A 17,716-nucleotide genomic window follows, 5' to 3' on the forward strand; every position below is an offset into this window, starting at 1 on the left:
CCTGTACCAGGCAGTACAGCCTGCTCAGGCGGTGATGCTCACGCGCAGGCTGGCCGTGTAGCCCGTGGCTAGATCGCCGCTCAGGCTCGCCATCTGCAGCGCGGCGCCATCGTCGCTGAACACGTTGTCGGTGCTCAGTGAGATGGCCGCCAGATTGGCCTGGCTGCTGGCGTAGCCACTGGCCGAGCCATATACCGTGGCGCAGCTGGAGGCGGGCAGGGCAAGCTGGGAGGTTTTCAGATCATTGTTGCCGCTCACGGCGGAGGCTAGGGAGGCATACACCTCGAAGTGGATATGTGGCCAGCGCCCGCTGTAGCAGCCGGGGAAGATGCTGGTGAAGCGGACTTCGCCGTTGGCGTCGCTGACCTGCACCCCGCGCAGATAGTTTTCAGCCGTGATGCCAGTTGAGTACAGCGAGTAGTTGCCATCGCGATTGCAGTGCCACAGATAGACGGCGTAGCCAGCCAGGGGCGTGCAGGCGGTGTTGGTGAGCGTCAGCACGAGGGTGAGCGGCACGCCGGCAGCCACGCCGCTGGCGCTGCCAAAGCTCGCGCGGATATCGCTGCGCACGATGCCGCTCTGGGTCAGGACATTCACCAGACCGCTGCTGTTGCTGTTGGTGCCATCCGCGGGATAGGGGCCTGCCGTTTCGCCCGGTATGTTCGAGCAGGCGCTGTTGCCGGAACTGGCCGAACTGCTGCGCGCGCTCGATGCCGAAGCGCTGCTTGTGGCCACGCCGCCACTGACACTTGAAGCGGTGCTGGCCGAGCTTGCGCCAGCTGAACTGCTGGCAGCGCTGGTGTTGCTGGCGCCGCCACCGCAAGCCTGCAGCAGGGTGATCAGACCGAAGCCGCTGAGGCCTTCGAGCAGCAGGCGGCGGCGCAGGTCCGGTGGCAGGTCGGCAAAAGACTTGTCCATGAGGCTCTCCTTGGGTGTGTTGGGCATGCGGTCGTTGCCGCATTGCCGGAGATCCTCGCATCACGAGCTGTTAAAGCGTTTAAAGCCAGGTCAAAGCCTGTGTCTGGCCGATGGCCGGAGGGCCTTGATTCAGGAGCGGTGAGCCTGCTGCAGGGCGATCAGCTCCGCCTCGCTGAAACCGGCAGCGCGGCGCGCCTCCAGATTGAAAGGGCCGCGCGGCAGGTTTGCGGAATAGTTGCGCGCCAGGCTTGCGAAGGCTTCGAGCGGATCGCGCCCGGCGGCTTCACACAGATGCTTGAACCAGCGGTTGCCGATGGCGACATGGCCGATCTCGTCGCGCAGGATCACATCGAGAATCTCTGCCCCGCGCACATCCCCGGCGCCAATCAGCTTGGCGCGGATGGCGGGGGAAACGTCCAGCCCGCGCGCTTCCAACATGCGGGGGACGAGGGCGAGGCGGGCAAGCAGGCTGTCACTGGTTTTGGCCGCCATTTCCCAGAGGCCGTTGTGGGCCGGAAAGTCGCCATAGGCGTGACCCAGGCTGGCCAGATGCGCACGCAGCAGCTCGAAGTGGTCGGCCTCTTCGCGCGCCACGCCGAGCCAGTCGCGATAGAAGGCCGGGGGCATGCCGGCAAAGCGCCACACGATATCCAGCGCCAGATTTACCGCGTTCAACTCGATATGCGCCAGTGCGTGGATCAGGGCTGCACGGCCGGCCAGCGTGGAGAGTGCGCGCTGTGGCACATCACGCGGCATCACCAGCTGCGGACGCGCCTCGCGGCCAGGCAGCAGCGTGGCGGGCTGGAGCAGGGCGGAGGTATCGAGCGCGCAGTCTGGCGCGATGGCCCTCAGGGCTGCGCATTTCGCGTCGGGCGAGGCGATGGCGAGGGTGGCGAGGGCCAGCTGGCGCAGTTCGGACATGGCGGCATTTTACGTTGCAGCGCGTTTGCCGGAGCGTCTGGGGCCTAGAATGAATTCTCAAGCCCGCAAGGAGGTCAGCATGGAAGCTCCCGTCCATTCGATGAACGCGCTGTTTGCGCAACTGGGCCTGGCTGCGGATGACGCGGCCATCAACGCCTTCATTGCCGCGCATGGCCCGCTGCGAGGCGACGCCCGGCTGGCCGAGGCCTCCTTCTGGTCGCCCTCGCAACGCGAGATGCTGCGTAACGAGGTGTGTGTGGATGCGGACTGGGCGGGCGTGATCGACCAGCTTGATGCGCGCCTGCGCGGGCATGCCTAGGCCGCTGCTTGCATGAAAAAGGCCGGATGCTGGGCATCCGGCCTGGTTCTGCGGCGGAGACGGAATCAGAAGGGCGCTACGCCTGCGGCCTTCCACGGATCAATCTTGTCCACGCCCGCGGCAGACATGACCTTGACCGGAATGCCAGCCGGATTTTCCACCGCGTAGCTGTAGTAGCTCGCCGGATCGAAAGCGCTGCCACGCGTCTGCAGGCTGCCCGAGTTCTCCAGCACATTGTTGCGCTGAACCAGATCGCCCGGGCCGGATTCGGCATAGCCCACGTAAGCCGGATAGAGCACATTGCGGAAGTAATTGCCTTCCACCACCACGTCTGCCTCCATGGTCGATGCGATGCCATAGAGCTTGTTGCCATCGTAGAAATTGTTATAGACGTGCACCTCGCCGAAGCGCACGCGCGGGTGGCGCTGATCGGTCTGGAACCAGTTGTGATGGATCGAGGTTTTCAGGTAGCCGGTATCCGTGCTGGCGCCATCGCTGTGGCCGATCAGCATGGTCTTGCTGTGGTTCTTGAAGTGGCTGTAGCTGATCGTGATGTGGGAGGTCTGGCGGGTGATGTCGAAGAGCCCGTCATGTTCGAGGCCGTCCGGATACACGTCGCCGTCCGAGAACGTGCAGTGATCCACCCACACGTGGTGGGTGTTCTGGTTGATCTTCAGGGTGTCGTCCGGTGCTCCCTGGAAGAACACGTTACGGATGATGATGTTCTGACGCTTGTAGATCTCGAAGCCGCCATTGATCAGCTTCGCACCGGGCAGGCCGACCACAGTCTTGTCCGAGCGCAGCGGCACCATGCCCTGCATGTCGATCACCCCGTTGATCAGGATGATCAGCTTCTCGTTGCTGTCCGTCAGCGCCTTCAGATCGGTCAGGTTGCTCACCTTTACCGCCCGCCCACCGGCACCACCGGTCGTCGTCGCGAGGCCGAAGGCCGGCGCGGCAGCGAAACCATCGACGGCATTCAGCGTCGGGTCCACTGCCACGCTTGATGCCGCAGCACTGCTGGCCACCGCGCTGGAGGCTGCACTGGATGCTACGCTGGATCGGGCTGAGCTGGAGGCGGCCGACGAAGCCTTCGATGAGGCGGCTGATGACGCCGCGGAAGACGCCGCTACGCTGCTCGACGAGGCGCTGCCGGCCGCCATCGAACATTCATTGGTGCCGCCAGCAACACGACCGCCGAAGGTGGCCTCGGCGCACAGGAAAGTGCCACTCAGCGTCTTGTAGAAAAACTGGTCGGCACGGCCAAAAGCTACCTGGGTGTTGCTGGCCACACTGCAGGTCTTGCCCTCGTTACAGATCGTGGTGAAGCCCGCCGGCCGGTTCGCTGCCAGCGCGCCGCTCGCGAGTAGTGCAAGCACCACCCCGGAAACCAATCGCTTGAACATGATTCCTGACTCCTTTGAAGTGTCTCCATGACTTGCAGCATCTGAAGGCTGCTCGGCATATGCGGAATGCGTATGCCTGATCAAGATGGTTGGCCGGGATCCTCAAAGCAAGAACAAGTGTCGTCGCCTCGACCGACAGGCGACGAGTGGAAGCCTCCCGAGGGTTTGGGTGATGATTTTGGTGTTTATGGTGTTTTGTGACGGCCGCCTGGCCGTGCATCGCAGTGCTGGCTGTGCGGCAAGCCTTGAGCGGAGCCGGGGCTGGCTGGCGCTTCCTGCGCCCGATTCGCTCCGGAACTGCGTCACGGCCTGCGGAAATCTCCGCCGGACGCGCTTGACGCTGATCCCGCCCGGAGATTAGTTTGTAACAGTTACTGCCCGGTCCGGGCGCAAGCCCGGAGCCTGCAACGATGGTGGTAATGCTGCGGTTCTGCCGCAGCCATCAAAACAAATTGGAGACAAAACATGTTCAGCAAACTTCTGCTTGGCGGCACCGCTGCCTTGCTCGCGATGACCCACGCCCATGCCCAGACCGTGACCGGCTGCGGCACAGAAACCAGCAACCTCACGGCATCCAAGGTGTATTACGTGACGCCGAGCGCCTCCAGCAGTGGCGCCGGCACCAGCTTTTCGGCGCCGATGAGCTTTGCCACAGCGCTTTCGAAGGTGAGTGCAGGGCAGATGATCCTGCTCCAGCCCGGCACCTACAGCATCGCCTATACCGCCGGGGCCAAAAACACCATCACCCTGTCGAAGTCCGGCACCTCCGCTGCGAAGATCTACATGGTGGCCGCCAATTGCGGCCGCGCGGTGATCGACTTCTCCTTCCCCGCCAATACCTATGTCGATAGCTCCTACGGCTTTTATGTGACCGGCAGCTACTGGTATTTCAAGGGCATCGCCGTGACCCGCGCCGGCTACCAGGGCGCCTACGTCACCGGCGCCTACAACACCTTCGAGAACGCCGCTTTCTACAACAACCGCAACAGCGGGCTGGAGATCAACAAGGGCGGCTCCTATACCACGGTCATCAATACCGATTCCTACGAGAACTACGATCCGAAGAAACTGGGTGGCATGGCTGACGGCTTCGCGTCCAAGCAGACCCAAGGCCCTGGCAATGCCTTCTACGGCTGCCGTGCCTGGAATAACTCCGACGATGGCTTCGATACCTTCGACAGCACCCAGAAGGTCATCATTTCCAAGAGCTGGGCCTTCAAGAATGGCGTCGATATCTGGGGTTACGGCGGTTTTGTCGGTAACGGCAACGGCTTCAAGCTTGGTGGCAACAGCGTCGCCCAGAACAATGTGATCACCCAGTCGGTGGCCTTCGGTAACGTCAAGAAAGGCTTTGACCAGAACAGCAACACCGGCAGCGTCACGCTCTACAACAACACGTCCTACAAGAACGGCATCAACTACGGCTTCGGCCAGCCGGTCGCTTCGGGCTCCAAGCACATCTTCAAGAACAACATCTCGCTCTCGGGGACCAGTGCGGACAGCATCGCCAACGCCACTTCGAGCAACAACACCTGGAACAGCCTGGCCGCCAGCAGCTCGGATTTCGCCAGCCTCGACACCAGCCTCGCCACTGCCGCGCGCAATGCGGATGGCAGTCTGCCGAGCAACAACCTGTTCCGCCTCTCGTCTTCCAGCAAGATGATCAACAAAGGCGTGAACGTAGGCCTTTCCTATCTGGGCACGGCCCCGGACCTGGGGGCTTTCGAGCGCCAGTAAGCCGGCCCGGCGGTGCGATCGCGCGCCCTGGTAGCACAGCAAGCACGCCGCAAGCCGGCGTGTTTTTTTTTGCCCGCCGCTGGCGTGTTGTTCGAATGTAAAGATATATCTTTGTTCTTGATAAGAGTAATTCTTAGATATATCTTTTGTTCATGGCGTTCATCCGGACGCCGATGTAACAAGACACAGGAGCACGACATGCGAGGCATGCATCATGGCCATGGTGGCCATCCACACGGAAAACATCATCGGGGCGGCCCGATGGGCGAGGGACGCGAATTCAGGGGCGGCGGCATGGGCAAGCGGATGTTCGAGCACGGGCATCTGAAGCTGCTGGTGCTGAGCCTGCTGCAGGAGCAGCCGCGGCATGGTTACGAACTCATCAAGGCCATCGAGGAGCTGGCCGGTGGCGATTACGCGCCGAGCCCCGGCGTGATCTATCCCACCCTGACCTTGCTCGAAGAGCTCGGGCAGGCCAGTGTCAGCGAACACGGTGGCAAGAAGAAGTACGCCATTACTGCCGAGGGCGCCGTGCTGCTCGAAGCCGAGCGTGAAACACTGGAGCGCATCCGCGCTCGTCTGGCTGCGGCGGGCTCGGTGGCGGATGCCCGTCGCTCACCCGAGCTGCAGCGTGCCATTCACAACTTCAAAATGGCGCTTCATCTGCGTCTTGCGAAGGGCGAGCTGGATGCTGAAGCCACCGCCAGGATCACCGCCGCCATTGATCATGCGGCCCAGGAAATCGAGCGCAGCTGAGTGCTGGCGCAGACAGGAGAAACAGCATGAGAAAGCATCACTACCGTGTCACCCTTGAGCAATTGCCGCAGGAAGGCAGCAGTTTGCCGGAGCGCGCTCCGCTGAGTTTCGTGGCGCGCTGCCATGACGACATCTTTGCCATCGTCGAGCGCTCGCGCCAGCGCGGCACTTTGTCCGCCGACGATGCGGCCGCCATGGCGGTAGGCCTCAAGTTGCTCGGCGAAATCGTGCTGGAGCATCGCAACGACCCGCTCTACAGCGAGCTGTCCCAGGGCATCGGCGCCTTCATCAAGAAGCTCAAGTCGGGGGGCTGACCCGTGGATGGCGCCCAGCCTGCATGGCTGGCTGGTGCCGGAGCAGGCTTGTGCACCGCCCGGTTCGGCGGGCGATCCCCGCAAGCGGCAGGCGCAGCGGGCTCAGCCTTGCCAGACGCGGACGGCAGGCACGCGTTACAATGCGCGCTTCACTTGATTTCCTGTCCGAGACGTCTGACGTGACCGCAACCATCCTCCAGAAGATTCCCGCCGGCGAACGTGTCGGCATCGCCTTTTCCGGCGGCCTCGACACCAGCGCTGCCGTCCACTGGATGCGCGGCAAGGGTGCCGTGCCCTGTGCCTACACCGCCAACCTCGGCCAGCCGGACGAGAGCGACTACGAAGAGATTCCGCGCAAGGCCAAGGCCTACGGCGCCGAGATCGCCCGCCTGATCGATTGCCGCCCGCAGCTGGTGGCCGAGGGCATTGCCGCCATCCAGTGCGGCGCCTTCCACATCAAGAGCGGCGGCGCCACCTACTTCAACACCACCCCGCTGGGCCGTGCCGTGACCGGCACCGCGCTGGTTGTGGCAATGAAGGAAGACGGCGTCAACATCTGGGGTGACGGCAGCACCTACAAGGGCAACGACATCGAGCGTTTCTATCGCTACGGCCTGCTGGCCAATCCGGCGCTGAAGATCTACAAGCCCTGGCTGGACCAGCAGTTCATCGACGAGCTGGGCGGCCGCAAGGAAATGAGCGAATACCTCATCGCCAATGGCTTCGACTACAAGATGAGCGTCGAGAAGGCGTATTCCACCGATTCCAACATGCTCGGTGCCACGCACGAAGCCAAGGATCTGGAATTCCTGAATGCCGGCATGCACATCGTCAAGCCCATCATGGGCGTCGCCTTCTGGCGCGATGATGTGGTGATCAAGCCCGAAACCGTGACGGTGCGCTTTGAAGAAGGCGTGCCGGTCGCACTGAACGGCCAGACCTTCGCCAGTGCCGTCGATCTGTTCAACGAAGCCAACATCATCGGCGGCCGTCACGGCCTCGGCATGTGCGACCAGATCGAAAACCGCATCATTGAAGCCAAGAGCCGCGGCATCTACGAAGCCCCCGGCATGGCCCTGCTGCACATTGCTTACGAGCGCCTGGTGACTGGCATCCACAACGAAGACACCATCGAGCAGTACCGCATGAACGGCATGAAGCTCGGCCGTCTGCTGTACCAAGGCCGCTGGTTCGACCCGCAATGTCTGATGCTGCGCGAAACCGCCCAGCGCTGGGTGGCGCGCGCCATCACCGGCGAAGTCACGATTGAACTGCGTCGTGGCAACGACTACTCGATCATGAACACCGAGAGCCCGAACCTTACCTACGCGCCTGAGCGCCTGTCGATGGAGAAGGTTGAAGACGCCGCCTTCACCCCGGCCGACCGCATCGGGCAGCTGACCATGCGCAATCTGGATATTTCGGATACGCGCCAGAAGCTCGGCATCTACTCGCGCTCCGGCCTGCTCGGCGCGCAATCCGAAGGCAGCATCCCGCTGCTGACGGGCGGAGAAGAGAAGAAGTAAGCGATCACGCTCGCTCCCAATGAAAAAGCCCGCTTGAAGCGGGCTTTTTCATTGGGGCTTTCCTCGTCTTAGCGCAGCACACGGTGGCCAGCCGCTTCGAGCAATTCAATACCTCGCTCGGCGACTGATTGCAGCAGCAGAAGGTGGTCCGTGTCGTAGCTGGACACCACGTACACCCCGAGGCCGGCTTCCGACAAGGGCCGCACGATCGCCAGCAGGATGCCGTACTCATCAAACGCAAAAGGCCCTTGCAGCTTGAAGCAGCGCCAGGGGCCGGAGCTTTGCACGTCTGCAGGCACACGCGCTGCGAGACAGGTGATCGACAGCTCCTCGTCCGTGCGGCTGATCGAGACGAAGCCTTCGCCATCCGCCCAGTCGGGGATGGGCAAATCTGCAGCGAGTCGTGCGACCGCATAGTCGCCGCCGAGCTGGCGCAGGGTCTGGGTCTTCATCTTTGCGGTGTGCACCATGCGGGGTTCTCCAAAAGAAAAAGCCCGCATGACGCGGGCTTTTTTCAGGCTGGAAGCCGGAGCTTCGATCAGGCCAGAATGCTCTTGATGTAAGCCACGATTTCCTGGTCTTGCGCGTTGGCGAAGAACAGTTCCTGGAACTTCTCGCCAGCAATGGCGGCCTTCAGCAGGTCTTGGTCGATGGCCTTCAGTGCGTCCACGAAGCTCTTGGTGGACGCAGCCTTCACGTCGCGCAGGATGCCGCGGTTCTTGGCCATGATGGCAGCGCGTTCCTTGGGGTAGCCCAGGCCACGTTCGCCGTCGAAGAGCTTGCGGTAGCAATCTTGCAGGTTCAGCTCGGCAGCCCAGCCGAAGCCCTTGGCGTAGGGCATGGAGATGGCGTTGCCGTCGTTGATCTGGCCGAACAGGAAAGCGTCGGTCGGGTCGATCACCAGGCCGCAGAACACGCCGGGCATCGAGTTACAGGCCAGCATGGCGCCCATGCCGGTGCCGCAGCCGGTCACCACGAAATCGGCAGCCTTGGAGTTCAGCAGGATGCCGGCCAGGATGCCGTTCATCACGTAGGTGAGCGAAGCCTTGTCTTCCGGGGTGTACATGCCGTAGTGATGCACGTTGTGGCCCAGGGGCTCAGCGACGGTCTTGAGTGCGTTGTGAACGATCTCGGACTTCGCGGCTTGGCTGTTTTCGATGATGAGAGCGATCTTCATGGAGTGTCCCTTGATGTCTAAATATCGACGCTGGGCGTCGGTTGCGAAAAGATGCTGAGCCTCTTCGGCAGGGCTGTCGGCGTGCTGCCGAAGACCCGCCCGCCAGAGGCGCGGCGAAACGCCCTAGGGTAAACGCGAGCCGCCCCAAATGCAAACCCGAGCGCGCGGAAATTCCCCTTGCGTAGGCAAAGAAGCGCCGGGGCTTGGGCTGGGTCAGTTTCGTTGAAGGCTTCGTGCGGCTCATTTTCAGGCCGGATGTGCCGTGCCCTTGGCGTGCTTGACAGGCTTCACTACGGCAACTAATTTACCAAACGGTTAAATAATATTCTGAGCACCATGCCTCGCGATGATCTGAGCACCACCTTTGCCGCCCTGGCAGACCCGACGCGGCGTGCCATCCTGGCGCGCCTGGCGCTGGGGGAGACCAGTGTGTCGGAGCTGGCTGAGCCCTTCGAAATGAGTCTGCCGGCGGTCACCAAGCATCTGAAGGTGTTGCAGCGGGCAGGGCTGGTCACCCAGGGGCGCCAGGCGCAGTGGCGACCCTGCCGGCTGGAGGCTGCTCCGTTGCAGGAAGTGGCCGGCTGGATCGAGCATTACCGGCAGTTCTGGGAGCAGCGCCTGGATCGGCTGGAAGACTATCTGCATGATCTGCAGGCGGGCCAGACCCGCACCTGAAACCTCATCCCACAAAAGTAGTCGGCATGAACCGGCGCCCGACCGATCTGGTCCATCAACAGAGAGAGAAACAAACCATGAGCACAGGAACCGTTCGCCTGCATCGCGTGTTGCGCACCACGCCCGAGAAGATCTACCGCGCCTTCCTCAGCGCCGAGGCGCTGGCCAAATGGCTGCCGCCCTATGGTTTCGTGTGCAGGGTGGAGCAGATGGATGCGCGCGTCGGCGGCCGTTTCCGGATGTCCTTCGAGAACTTCACGAACGGGCAGGCACACAGCTTCGGAGGCGAGTACCTGGAGCTGATTCCGGGCGAGCTGATCCGCTACACCGACCAGTTCGATGATCCGAACCTGCCCGGCGAGCTCCGGGTCTCGGTGGTGCTGAAGCCTGTGGTATGTGGCACCGAGCTGCAGATCGTGCAGGAAGGCATTCCGGCTGTGATTCCGGTGGAGATGTGCTACCTGGGCTGGCAGGAGTCGCTGGCGCAGCTGGCCAACCTGGTCGAGCCTGACATCAAGGAGTAAGCCCCCTCAGGCAGGCTCTCTGATCAAACCCACAACAGGAGCATCGGCATGAAATACAGCGGAAGTTGTCACTGTGGTCAGGTGAAATTCGAGGTGGAAGGCGAGCTCACGGGCGCAATGGCCTGCAATTGTTCGATCTGCCAGCGCAAAGGGGCGCTGATGTGGTTCGTGCCGCGGGTGAGCCTGCATCTGCTGACTCCGGCGGACGCGCTGGCGACCTACACCTTCAACAAGCACGTCATCCAGCACCGCTTCTGCAAAACCTGCGGCATTCACCCCTTCGGTGAAGGCGTGGGGCCGGGTGGGGCCGCCATGGCGGCGATCAATATCCGCTGCCTGGAAGGCATCGAGCTTGATGAGCTGCCCGTGCAGCATTTCGACGGGCGCTCAATGTAAGCGCCAGTCTGCTTCCAACGGAGAGAAACCACCATGACCATTCTGAACACCTACCTCAACTTTCCCGGCACTGCCGAGGAAGCCTTCAGCTTCTACAAGTCCGTTTTCGGCGGTGAATTCGCCACCCTGATGCGTTACAAGGATGGTCCGGGCTGCCCCGAAGGTGGTGAGCTGCCGCCGGAGCTGGGCGACAAGATCCTGCACATCTCCCTGCCCATCGGCGCCAACATGCTGATGGCCAGCGATGCCTTGCCGCCGCTGTGCCCGCCGGTTACGACTGGCAGCAACGTGTCCCTGTCCCTGCACCCCGAGAGCGAGGCTGAAGCGCGCCGCCTGTTCGCAGCCCTGTCCGAAGGGGGGCAGGTGCAGATGCCCTTCCAGCCGATGTTCTGGGGCGCGTTGTTCGGCATGTGTGCGGACCGGTTCGGCATCCTGTGGATGGTGAATTTCGAGCTGCCGAAGGCCTGAAGATGGAGGCTCCCCGCATGCAGCAGGCGGTGCCGGACGACAGCACCAGCGAAGTCTTGATCACACGCCTGCTCGATGCGCCGCGCGAGCTGGTCTTCCGCTGCTGGACCGAGCCGGAGCACGCCGCCCGCTGGTGGCTGCCGCCGGGCTTCAGCGCCACCGCCTGCGAGATTGATCTGCGCGTGGGCGGGCGCTTCTACATCGGCATGCGCAGCCCGCAGGGCGAGGACTATGCCTGCGAAGGCATCTATGAAGAGATCCTGCCGCCCGAGCGCCTCGTCTATCGCGGTATGGACGATGATCGCCACGCCTGTGGCAGCGGCCTGCCGCCACGCGGCCGGGTCACCGTGCTGTTTGGCGGGCAGGGCGGCCAGACCCGCCTCAGCATCCACGCCCGCTTCAGCTCGCCCCAGGCCCGTGCAGCGGCCATGGCCATGGGCTTTGACAGCAGCTGGCAAGGCGCGCTGGCAGGCTTTGCGGCCTACCTCCGGCAGCTAGGCTGAGCGTTCCGCCCGCCTTCGTGTCTCTTGCGCATGGCGGGATGTGCGCTAGCCATAGCGTCCTCATGGATTAAATGTTTGTTACATGAGTTGCGGGGAGGGGACGACACCTCTCCTCGGAGCCCGGGTCCGTTTGCGCCCATGCCGTGAGCCCTTGCGCCGGCCGGAGGGCTGGCTATACAGGCCTGACTGGCGCACCTGACGAGGCTTCGCGATCGGAGGCTATTGACTTTTTGTGCACTGCAGCTAAAGGTATACCCTATGTATGCCCTTCGGGGCAGGTGAATCAAACGGCCCGTCCTCCGGCGGGTCGGGCAGCAGGTAGCGAGCAGCAGGAGGTGCAGTATGGGTGCAGCGGAACGAGTCAATTCACGGCGCAGCGGCAGTGAGCCGGATGAATCCAACAGTTCGCGAGGCCCCGTCGCCTTCGCGCTGGGTGGTCTGGGAGGCGGCAATGCCTTCGGTGCAGGTTTTCTGGCGGCAGCCCAGGAGCGCCATGTGCGCCCTGCGGTGATCAGCTGTACCTCCGGCATGATCGTGTGGACGGCCCATTTCCTTGCCGGCCACGACCTGCGCGAAAAACTGCGCGAACAACTGGCCGAGATGCCGAAGGCCGCCGAATCGGCGCCCTTCGGCAATCAGTGGATGCTCGCCAAGGGCCTGCCCGGCGTGTTCCGCCCGGCGATGCCGGAGTACTGGGAGCGCTGGTCTTTCCTCTCACCTTTCTCCGAACCCAAGGAGTGGGCAGACCGCCTGCTGCCGGCGCAGACCTGGGTGCCCACCCGCTCGCCCGAGTATTTCCAGTTTGTCGCCGATACCCTCGCCGAAAGCGAAACGGCGGTCATGTTCAACGCCTTCTGTCCGCCTACCGGGCAGGAATTCCTGTTTCTCAATGCCGCCGCCTGTAGCCGGCTCGGCGTGAGCTGGCACGAGCAGACGCCCGGCACCGTCTACATGCCGATCACCGCCGAGGGCGTCGAAGCCGCGCTGCATCTCTACAGCTATGGCTACACGCGCACCTACTTCGGCATGCACCTGATCGATGGCGCCTACCACCGCCAGTTCATCCTCAATGAGCTGTGCGACATGGACCCGCGCCCCTCCACGATCTGGGTCGTGCGGCCGCAGAACTCGCGCTGGATCGGCGAAATGCCGGATAACTACTTCGAGCAGCGCGACATGGAAACCGAGATCGGCATGAACAGCTCCTATGCCATGCAGGTCTCGCGCATCGAGCTCATGAACAAGCTGGTGCGCGATGGCCACATGAAGGATGGCAGCCTGCGCCCGATCCAGCTTGAGCCCTTCCAGTTCGTCGGCAAACGCGGCTACTTCGATTACTTCATCGAGAGCGAACACGTTTTCGATACCGCTTTCCACCGTGCGCTGGACCAGTTCGTGGCCCGCCACGGCTGGCAGAGCGCGCGGCTCGCGCTCGCGGGCTAGGGTCTGTTGACATTCATCCGCCGGTCGCGCTCGTGGCGCTTTGGTCGGGGGGCAAGGCGCTGCGCCGAAGTCAGGGTGGCCCCCTGCCGAGAAGCTGCAACGCAGCTCCACGTCCAAAGCGTCCGAGCCCGGAGGGGTGAAGCGTATGGCTCGCGCTACTGCGTTGCACTCCTTGTGCGGGGGAGCCACCCCGCACTGCGTTGCGCGCCTTGTCCCGCAAGCCATACGCTTCACCGCGATCCGGCGAGTGAATGTCAACAGACCCTAGGCACCGCAGATCCAGGCGAGCAGGGTAGCTCCTGCTGAGGTGGCTTGTTTCCTCATGATGGATTTGGCGCGCGGATGCTCGCCCGCAAAGATGTCCGGGCTTGCCCCGACGGTTCTCTGCGATTTGCAAAACGTCACCAAAAAGAGGGGCTAGTACCCGATCAAAATGCTCAACATTAAGGACGGGCCGCCGATAAAGCGTGGACAAGAGCGATAAGCCACATCCCCGTATCGGAGCCCCCTCGTGAATCTCAAAAAACTCTCGCTGGCCCAGCAGTTCGTCACTGTCTCGGTCGCACTGTCGGTGCTGATCATCGGCGCCCTGGTCATTCAGGTTTCGCTCACCTCGCGTGCCACCTTGCTTGAGAGCATGCAGGAGGGCTTGCACGCGCAGGTCCAGGGCTCACGCCAGCTGCTCGAAAACGCCTACCAGATCTCTGCTGCGCAAACCGATCGGGTGGCCAGCATCCTCACCGAAGCCTTCCCCGAGGGCTTCAGCGTCGATCCCGCCGAACGCATGCCCACTGGCAAGGCCGAAGCGCCGGTGCTGCGCTACAAGGGCCAGCCGCTCAATGCCGATTACCGCGCTGTGGATGCCTTCTCCAAATCCACCGGTGGCGTCGCCACGCTCTTCGTGCGCGACGGACAGGATTTCGTGCGCGCCACCACCTCGCTCAAGATCGAGAGCGGCGAGCGCGCCATCGGCACCAAACTCGCCCACGATCACCCGGCCTACGCCCGCATGCTCGCAGGCGAACCCTATCTCGGGCTGGCCACGCTCTTTGGCCGCAACTACCTGACCAAATACCTGCCAGTGCGGGGTGCCGATGGCCAAGTCAATGCCATTCTGTTCGTCGGCTTCGATCTGGCAGATGTTTTCACCAGCCTGCGCAGCGCACTGAAAACCGGCCAGAAGGGGGATGAAACCTTCGTCGCCTTCAGTGCTGGCGCGCGGGCCGGCAGCCTGATGTTCCACCCCACACTGGAAGGCAAACAACTCGCCAAGGATCTGCCGGACGCCTCCGGCCAGCCGGTGTTCGAACCCCTGCTCAAGGAGCGCGAAGGCGTGCTCGAATATGCCGCCGCCGGCAGCAATGAGCGGCGTATTGCCGTGTGGGAGAAATCCGATGCCTGGGGCGGTGTGGTGGTGGCGCGCACCGGCGCTATCGAGGTCTACACCCGCGCCAGTGCCTCCCTGCGCAACGGCATCATGATCGCCGGTGCGCTGGCCGCGATCCTGCTCAGCGTGCTGCTGTGGCTCTTCATCACGCGCCAGCTGCGCCCGGTGGCTGCCGTGGTGGCCCGCCTGCACAAGATCGGCGAAGGGGATTTCAGCAGCACCGGTAACGGTCAGATCGATCCACACACCCGCAACGAGATCGATCTCATCAGCATGAGCCTCGAAACCACCGTGCGCCGCATCGGCAGCCTCGTTGGCGAGCTGCGCAGCAACGCCCAATCCCTTACCTACAATGCCCACGGCATTGCGGAAGCCGCTGCTGACGTGGCACAGGTGGCGGCCCGCCAGACCGATGCCGCCATGAACGCCGCCAATGGCGTGCAGCACATGACTGAATCCATCGCCAGCGTCACCGCCTCCTCCGAAAGCGCCCAGGAACTCGCTTCCCGCATGCTTGCCTGTGCAGACAGCGGCTTCACCGAAATCTCCGTGGTGCGCGAGCACATCACCCGCATCGAAAACGCCGTGGGTGGCGCCACCGCCCAGATCGGCAAGCTCGATGGCGATGCTCAGAGCATCAGCGCGGTCGTCTCGATCATCAAGGAGATTGCCGACCAGACCAACCTCCTCGCGCTCAACGCCGCCATCGAAGCCGCCCGTGCCGGGGAGCAGGGGCGTGGTTTTGCCGTGGTGGCCGACGAAGTGCGCAAGCTCGCCGAGCGCACCGGCTCATCCACCCAGGAAATCACCGCCATGATCCACTCCATCCAGAGTGGTGCCCGGGTGGTTTCCTCGGCCATGGAAAGCGCCGTCACCCTCGTCAATGAAGGCGTCACCGCCGTCGAGCGCGCGCGTGGCGTGATCGACGAAGTGCAGCACGGTGCCACCGCCATTGCCACCGCCACCCAGAGCATCGTTGGCGCTCTGCGCGACCAGAACGCCGCCAGCGGCCGCCTCGATACCGAAGTGCGCCACATCGCCGAACTCTCCGAAAGCACCACCGACAACGCCCGCGCCTCCTCCGGCGTGGCCGATCAGCTCCAGGAAATGGCCGACGCTATGAGTGCCTCGATCTCACGCTTCCGTATCGATTGAGAGGGCAGGGGCGAAGCTGACGGAAGCCGGGCAACAAGCCAAGCCGCTTCCCTCGTAGGTGCGGCTTCAGCCGCACAGGCCCCCGCACTCACTCCGGGCCCCGCCGGCTGAAGCCGGCCCTACACCAACACGCGCCCAGCCCGGGCCGCGCCCCCGAACCCGCCCGGCATTCCTATCGGAACCCGTAGGTGCGGCTTCAGCCGCACAGGCCCCGCGCTCAATCCGGGTCCCGCCGGCTGAAGCCGGCCCTACACAAGCGCGCGCTCAGCTCCAGCCCGGGCAGCGCCCCCGAACCCGCCCGGCATTCCTATCGGAACCCGTAGGTGCGCCTTCAGCCGCACAGGCCCCAGCATTCAATTCCGGCCCCGCCGGCTGAAGCCGGCCCTACACAAGCGCGCGCTCAGCCTCAGCCCGGGCCGCGCCCCCGAGCCCGCCCGGCATTCCTATCGGAACCCGTAGGTGCGGCTTCAGCCGCACGGGCCCCGCACTCAATCCGGGCCCCGCCGGCTGAAGCCGGCCCTACACAAACACGCGCTCAGCCCCAGCCCGGGCCTCGCCCCAGAACCCGCCCGTCATTCCTATCGGAACCCGTAGGTGCGGCTTCAGCCGCACGGGCCCCAGCATTCAATTCCGGCCCCGCCGGCTGAAGCCGGCCCTACACCAACACGCGCCCAGCCCCAGCCCGGGCAGCGCCCCCGAGCCCGCCCGGCATTTCTATCGGAACCCGTAGGTGCGGCTTCAGCCGCACAGGCCCCAGCATTCAATTCCGGCCCCGCCGGCTGAAGCCGGCCCTACAGAAACACACGCCCAGGCCCAGCCAGGCAGCGCCCCCGAGCCTGCCCGGCATTCCGATCGGAACCCGTAGGTGCGGCTTCAGCCGCACGGGCCCCAGCATTCAATTCCGGCCCCGCCGGCTGAAGCTGGCCCTACACCAACACGCGCTCAGCTTCAGCACGGGCCGGGCCCCCGAGCCCGCCCGGCATTCCTATCGGAACCCGTAGGTGCGGCTTCAGCCGCACAGGCCCTAGCATTCAATTCCGGCCCCGCCGCCTTGTGCCGAAGCCCGGCTTCGTATCAGCCGATTCGCCGTGCATTTGTTCACGCCGAACAACAAATTCCCCGCAGACTTGATCTGGATCGTGCGCCGGTCGTTCCGGAGGCGCCGTTTGTCCTCATAGAATGACAAAAACATCGGAGGGGCGACATGGCGGGCGAAGCACGGCAGTGGCGGGAAGACGATCCGGAAAGCGAAGCCCGCGCGGCGCAGCATGCTGCGCAAGACGCCAAATCCCCCTCTTCGCCGAGCACGGCGCCTGAAGAAAATCCCTTGCTGGGTCTTGGTCGCTCCTTGCTGAAATGGAGCGCAGTCCTTGTCACCCTGGGTGGATTGATCCTGCACCTGGTTGGCTATGTCCAGCACAGCGAGTACCTCAGAGATTGGGGGCTGGATTCCGACTTGTTCCCGAAGTCCATCGAGTGGATCTTGATCAGTGGCTATCAGGTCATGCTCTTAGGGATGATCAAGTTGTGGATTTTCTTTAAAACAGAGTGGTGGAAGCTTGCTATATGGGGCGTAACGGTTGCCACCCTGACGAGTGTGGTGACCTGCCTGCTCCTTTATGGAAAAGACGGTCTGCCGGTTCAGTCTCTGTGGAACTGGGCAAAGAAGTTTCCGAAATGGCTTCTTGCAACAGTACTTTGCTACGGCTATGTAGCGTGCGTATGTGTCGTGATTGCCGTTGCGCCAATAGTCACCGTGACCTTCATTTTTCTGCCGGCATGGATTGCGGTTGATTCAGCCAAAACCAGCGCCGAGCACGACAAGAAGCTTTACGCCCAGGGCTGCGATCAAGCCGACCTCACCAAACGATGCATCACGGTGCGGCGTGAAAACAAACCGAATCTGCGCGGCTTCCTGATTGATAGCTCAGACAGCCTGCTCGCGATCTATGTGCCAGAGCAGAAAGTGGTTCAAGTCATTCCGCGCGACGGGATCGAAATTGAGGTGAGCCTGAGTGCGAACCCGAAAGCGGGAAAGAGCGAGCAGGGCGCGAAATAAAGCAGTTTTTTTGGTGCGTTGAGAGGAGAGCG

18 protein-coding genes are annotated in these 17,716 nt (G+C 63.2%); 13 read left to right on the plus strand and 5 right to left on the minus strand.

Features of this window, described 5'->3' with window-relative positions:
• Positions 1 to 24: 24 nt before the first annotated feature.
• Positions 25 to 918 carry a dioxygenase family protein gene (locus tag HJ583_RS05240; protein ID WP_217423260.1) on the minus strand — a complete coding sequence of 298 codons (894 nt, stop codon included), beginning with the start codon at positions 916 to 918 and terminating at the stop codon, positions 25 to 27.
• Positions 919 to 1,047: 129 nt separating this feature from the next.
• On the minus strand, positions 1,048 to 1,839 hold the full coding sequence (locus HJ583_RS05245) for a ferritin-like domain-containing protein (protein WP_170020926.1): 792 nt from the start codon (positions 1,837 to 1,839) through the stop codon (positions 1,048 to 1,050).
• Between the two features lie 79 nt (positions 1,840 to 1,918).
• Here HJ583_RS05245 and HJ583_RS05250 point away from each other — a divergent pair, with 79 nt between their 5' ends.
• Complete coding sequence (locus HJ583_RS05250; RefSeq protein WP_101941662.1) at positions 1,919 to 2,158, plus strand: DUF2789 domain-containing protein; 240 nt, start codon at positions 1,919 to 1,921, stop codon at positions 2,156 to 2,158.
• 65 nt (positions 2,159 to 2,223) lie between these two features.
• Here the strand turns inward: HJ583_RS05250 and HJ583_RS05255 are convergent, their stop codons facing one another.
• Positions 2,224 to 3,564: a pectate lyase family protein gene (locus tag HJ583_RS05255; RefSeq protein WP_101941197.1), complete on the minus strand. Its 1,341-nt coding sequence runs from the start codon at positions 3,562 to 3,564 to the stop codon at positions 2,224 to 2,226.
• A gap of 465 nt (positions 3,565 to 4,029) precedes the next feature.
• Between HJ583_RS05255 and HJ583_RS05260 the strand changes: the two genes are divergently transcribed.
• The 4 genes from HJ583_RS05260 to argG all read left to right on the plus strand — a co-directional run bounded on the left by HJ583_RS05260 (position 4,030) and on the right by argG (position 7,897).
• Positions 4,030 to 5,301 carry a right-handed parallel beta-helix repeat-containing protein gene (locus tag HJ583_RS05260; protein ID WP_101941196.1) on the plus strand — a complete coding sequence of 424 codons (1,272 nt, stop codon included), beginning with the start codon at positions 4,030 to 4,032 and terminating at the stop codon, positions 5,299 to 5,301.
• Positions 5,302 to 5,499: 198 nt separating this feature from the next.
• A complete protein-coding gene (locus tag HJ583_RS05265; protein WP_101941195.1) occupies positions 5,500 to 6,057 on the plus strand; it encodes a PadR family transcriptional regulator in 558 nt (185 codons plus the stop codon).
• Positions 6,058 to 6,083: 26 nt separating this feature from the next.
• Entirely contained in the window at positions 6,084 to 6,371 is a 288-nt protein-coding gene (locus HJ583_RS05270) for a DUF3861 domain-containing protein (protein ID WP_101941194.1), read from the plus strand.
• A 140-nt stretch (positions 6,372 to 6,511) separates the two neighbouring features.
• Entirely contained in the window at positions 6,512 to 7,897 is a 1,386-nt protein-coding gene (gene argG, locus HJ583_RS05275) for an argininosuccinate synthase (protein WP_217423261.1), read from the plus strand.
• Between the two features lie 68 nt (positions 7,898 to 7,965).
• Here argG and HJ583_RS05280 read toward each other — a convergent pair whose 3' ends face one another.
• The gene (locus HJ583_RS05280) at positions 7,966 to 8,367 is read right to left on the minus strand and encodes an ACT domain-containing protein (RefSeq protein WP_235943700.1); all 402 of its coding nucleotides are present in this window, start codon (positions 8,365 to 8,367) and stop codon (positions 7,966 to 7,968) included.
• 68 nt (positions 8,368 to 8,435) lie between these two features.
• Positions 8,436 to 9,074 carry an RpiB/LacA/LacB family sugar-phosphate isomerase gene (locus HJ583_RS05285; protein ID WP_170020927.1) on the minus strand — a complete coding sequence of 213 codons (639 nt, stop codon included), beginning with the start codon at positions 9,072 to 9,074 and terminating at the stop codon, positions 8,436 to 8,438.
• 336 nt (positions 9,075 to 9,410) lie between these two features.
• On the opposite strand from HJ583_RS05285, the gene HJ583_RS05290 reads away from it, so the two are divergent.
• From HJ583_RS05290 to HJ583_RS05325, 8 genes are all read left to right on the plus strand, one after another.
• Positions 9,411 to 9,749, plus strand: coding sequence for an ArsR/SmtB family transcription factor (locus tag HJ583_RS05290; protein ID WP_170020928.1), 339 nt, complete (start codon positions 9,411 to 9,413; stop codon positions 9,747 to 9,749).
• A gap of 77 nt (positions 9,750 to 9,826) precedes the next feature.
• Positions 9,827 to 10,273, plus strand: coding sequence for an SRPBCC family protein (locus HJ583_RS05295; protein WP_170020929.1), 447 nt, complete (start codon positions 9,827 to 9,829; stop codon positions 10,271 to 10,273).
• A gap of 48 nt (positions 10,274 to 10,321) precedes the next feature.
• Positions 10,322 to 10,669 carry a GFA family protein gene (locus HJ583_RS05300; protein WP_170020930.1) on the plus strand — a complete coding sequence of 116 codons (348 nt, stop codon included), beginning with the start codon at positions 10,322 to 10,324 and terminating at the stop codon, positions 10,667 to 10,669.
• A 33-nt stretch (positions 10,670 to 10,702) separates the two neighbouring features.
• Entirely contained in the window at positions 10,703 to 11,137 is a 435-nt protein-coding gene (locus HJ583_RS05305; RefSeq protein ID WP_170020931.1) for a VOC family protein, read from the plus strand.
• Between the two features lie 2 nt (positions 11,138 to 11,139).
• Complete coding sequence (locus HJ583_RS05310; RefSeq protein WP_170020932.1) at positions 11,140 to 11,640, plus strand: SRPBCC family protein; 501 nt, start codon at positions 11,140 to 11,142, stop codon at positions 11,638 to 11,640.
• A 342-nt stretch (positions 11,641 to 11,982) separates the two neighbouring features.
• The gene (locus HJ583_RS05315) at positions 11,983 to 13,083 is read left to right on the plus strand and encodes a hypothetical protein (protein ID WP_170020933.1); all 1,101 of its coding nucleotides are present in this window, start codon (positions 11,983 to 11,985) and stop codon (positions 13,081 to 13,083) included.
• Between the two features lie 511 nt (positions 13,084 to 13,594).
• Complete coding sequence (locus tag HJ583_RS05320; RefSeq protein WP_170020934.1) at positions 13,595 to 15,625, plus strand: methyl-accepting chemotaxis protein; 2,031 nt, start codon at positions 13,595 to 13,597, stop codon at positions 15,623 to 15,625.
• A gap of 1,204 nt (positions 15,626 to 16,829) precedes the next feature.
• Positions 16,830 to 17,684, plus strand: coding sequence for a hypothetical protein (locus tag HJ583_RS05325; protein WP_170020935.1), 855 nt, complete (start codon positions 16,830 to 16,832; stop codon positions 17,682 to 17,684).
• Positions 17,685 to 17,716 lie beyond the last annotated feature (32 nt).

This window comes from Uliginosibacterium aquaticum (genome assembly GCF_012972705.2).
In the GTDB taxonomy this organism is placed as follows: Bacteria; Pseudomonadota; Gammaproteobacteria; order Burkholderiales; family Rhodocyclaceae; genus Uliginosibacterium; species Uliginosibacterium aquaticum.

Coding starts and splice junctions, on each gene's coding strand:
- HJ583_RS05260 (WP_101941196.1), top strand. CDS start 4,030: ATGTTCAGCAAACTTCTGCTTGGCGGCACCGCTGCCTTGCTCGCGATG.
- HJ583_RS05300 (WP_170020930.1), top strand. CDS start 10,322: ATGAAATACAGCGGAAGTTGTCACTGTGGTCAGGTGAAATTCGAGGTG.
- HJ583_RS05250 (WP_101941662.1), top strand. CDS start 1,919: ATGGAAGCTCCCGTCCATTCGATGAACGCGCTGTTTGCGCAACTGGGC.
- HJ583_RS05280 (WP_235943700.1), bottom strand. CDS start 8,367: ATGGTGCACACCGCAAAGATGAAGACCCAGACCCTGCGCCAGCTCGGC.
- argG (WP_217423261.1), top strand. CDS start 6,512: ATGCGCGCTTCACTTGATTTCCTGTCCGAGACGTCTGACGTGACCGCA.
- HJ583_RS05245 (WP_170020926.1), bottom strand. CDS start 1,839: ATGTCCGAACTGCGCCAGCTGGCCCTCGCCACCCTCGCCATCGCCTCG.
- HJ583_RS05265 (WP_101941195.1), top strand. CDS start 5,500: ATGCGAGGCATGCATCATGGCCATGGTGGCCATCCACACGGAAAACAT.
- HJ583_RS05240 (WP_217423260.1), bottom strand. CDS start 918: ATGGACAAGTCTTTTGCCGACCTGCCACCGGACCTGCGCCGCCGCCTG.
- HJ583_RS05255 (WP_101941197.1), bottom strand. CDS start 3,564: ATGTTCAAGCGATTGGTTTCCGGGGTGGTGCTTGCACTACTCGCGAGC.
- HJ583_RS05290 (WP_170020928.1), top strand. CDS start 9,411: ATGCCTCGCGATGATCTGAGCACCACCTTTGCCGCCCTGGCAGACCCG.
- HJ583_RS05295 (WP_170020929.1), top strand. CDS start 9,827: ATGAGCACAGGAACCGTTCGCCTGCATCGCGTGTTGCGCACCACGCCC.
- HJ583_RS05285 (WP_170020927.1), bottom strand. CDS start 9,074: ATGAAGATCGCTCTCATCATCGAAAACAGCCAAGCCGCGAAGTCCGAG.
- HJ583_RS05315 (WP_170020933.1), top strand. CDS start 11,983: ATGGGTGCAGCGGAACGAGTCAATTCACGGCGCAGCGGCAGTGAGCCG.
- HJ583_RS05270 (WP_101941194.1), top strand. CDS start 6,084: ATGAGAAAGCATCACTACCGTGTCACCCTTGAGCAATTGCCGCAGGAA.
- HJ583_RS05305 (WP_170020931.1), top strand. CDS start 10,703: ATGACCATTCTGAACACCTACCTCAACTTTCCCGGCACTGCCGAGGAA.
- HJ583_RS05325 (WP_170020935.1), top strand. CDS start 16,830: ATGGCGGGCGAAGCACGGCAGTGGCGGGAAGACGATCCGGAAAGCGAA.
- HJ583_RS05310 (WP_170020932.1), top strand. CDS start 11,140: ATGGAGGCTCCCCGCATGCAGCAGGCGGTGCCGGACGACAGCACCAGC.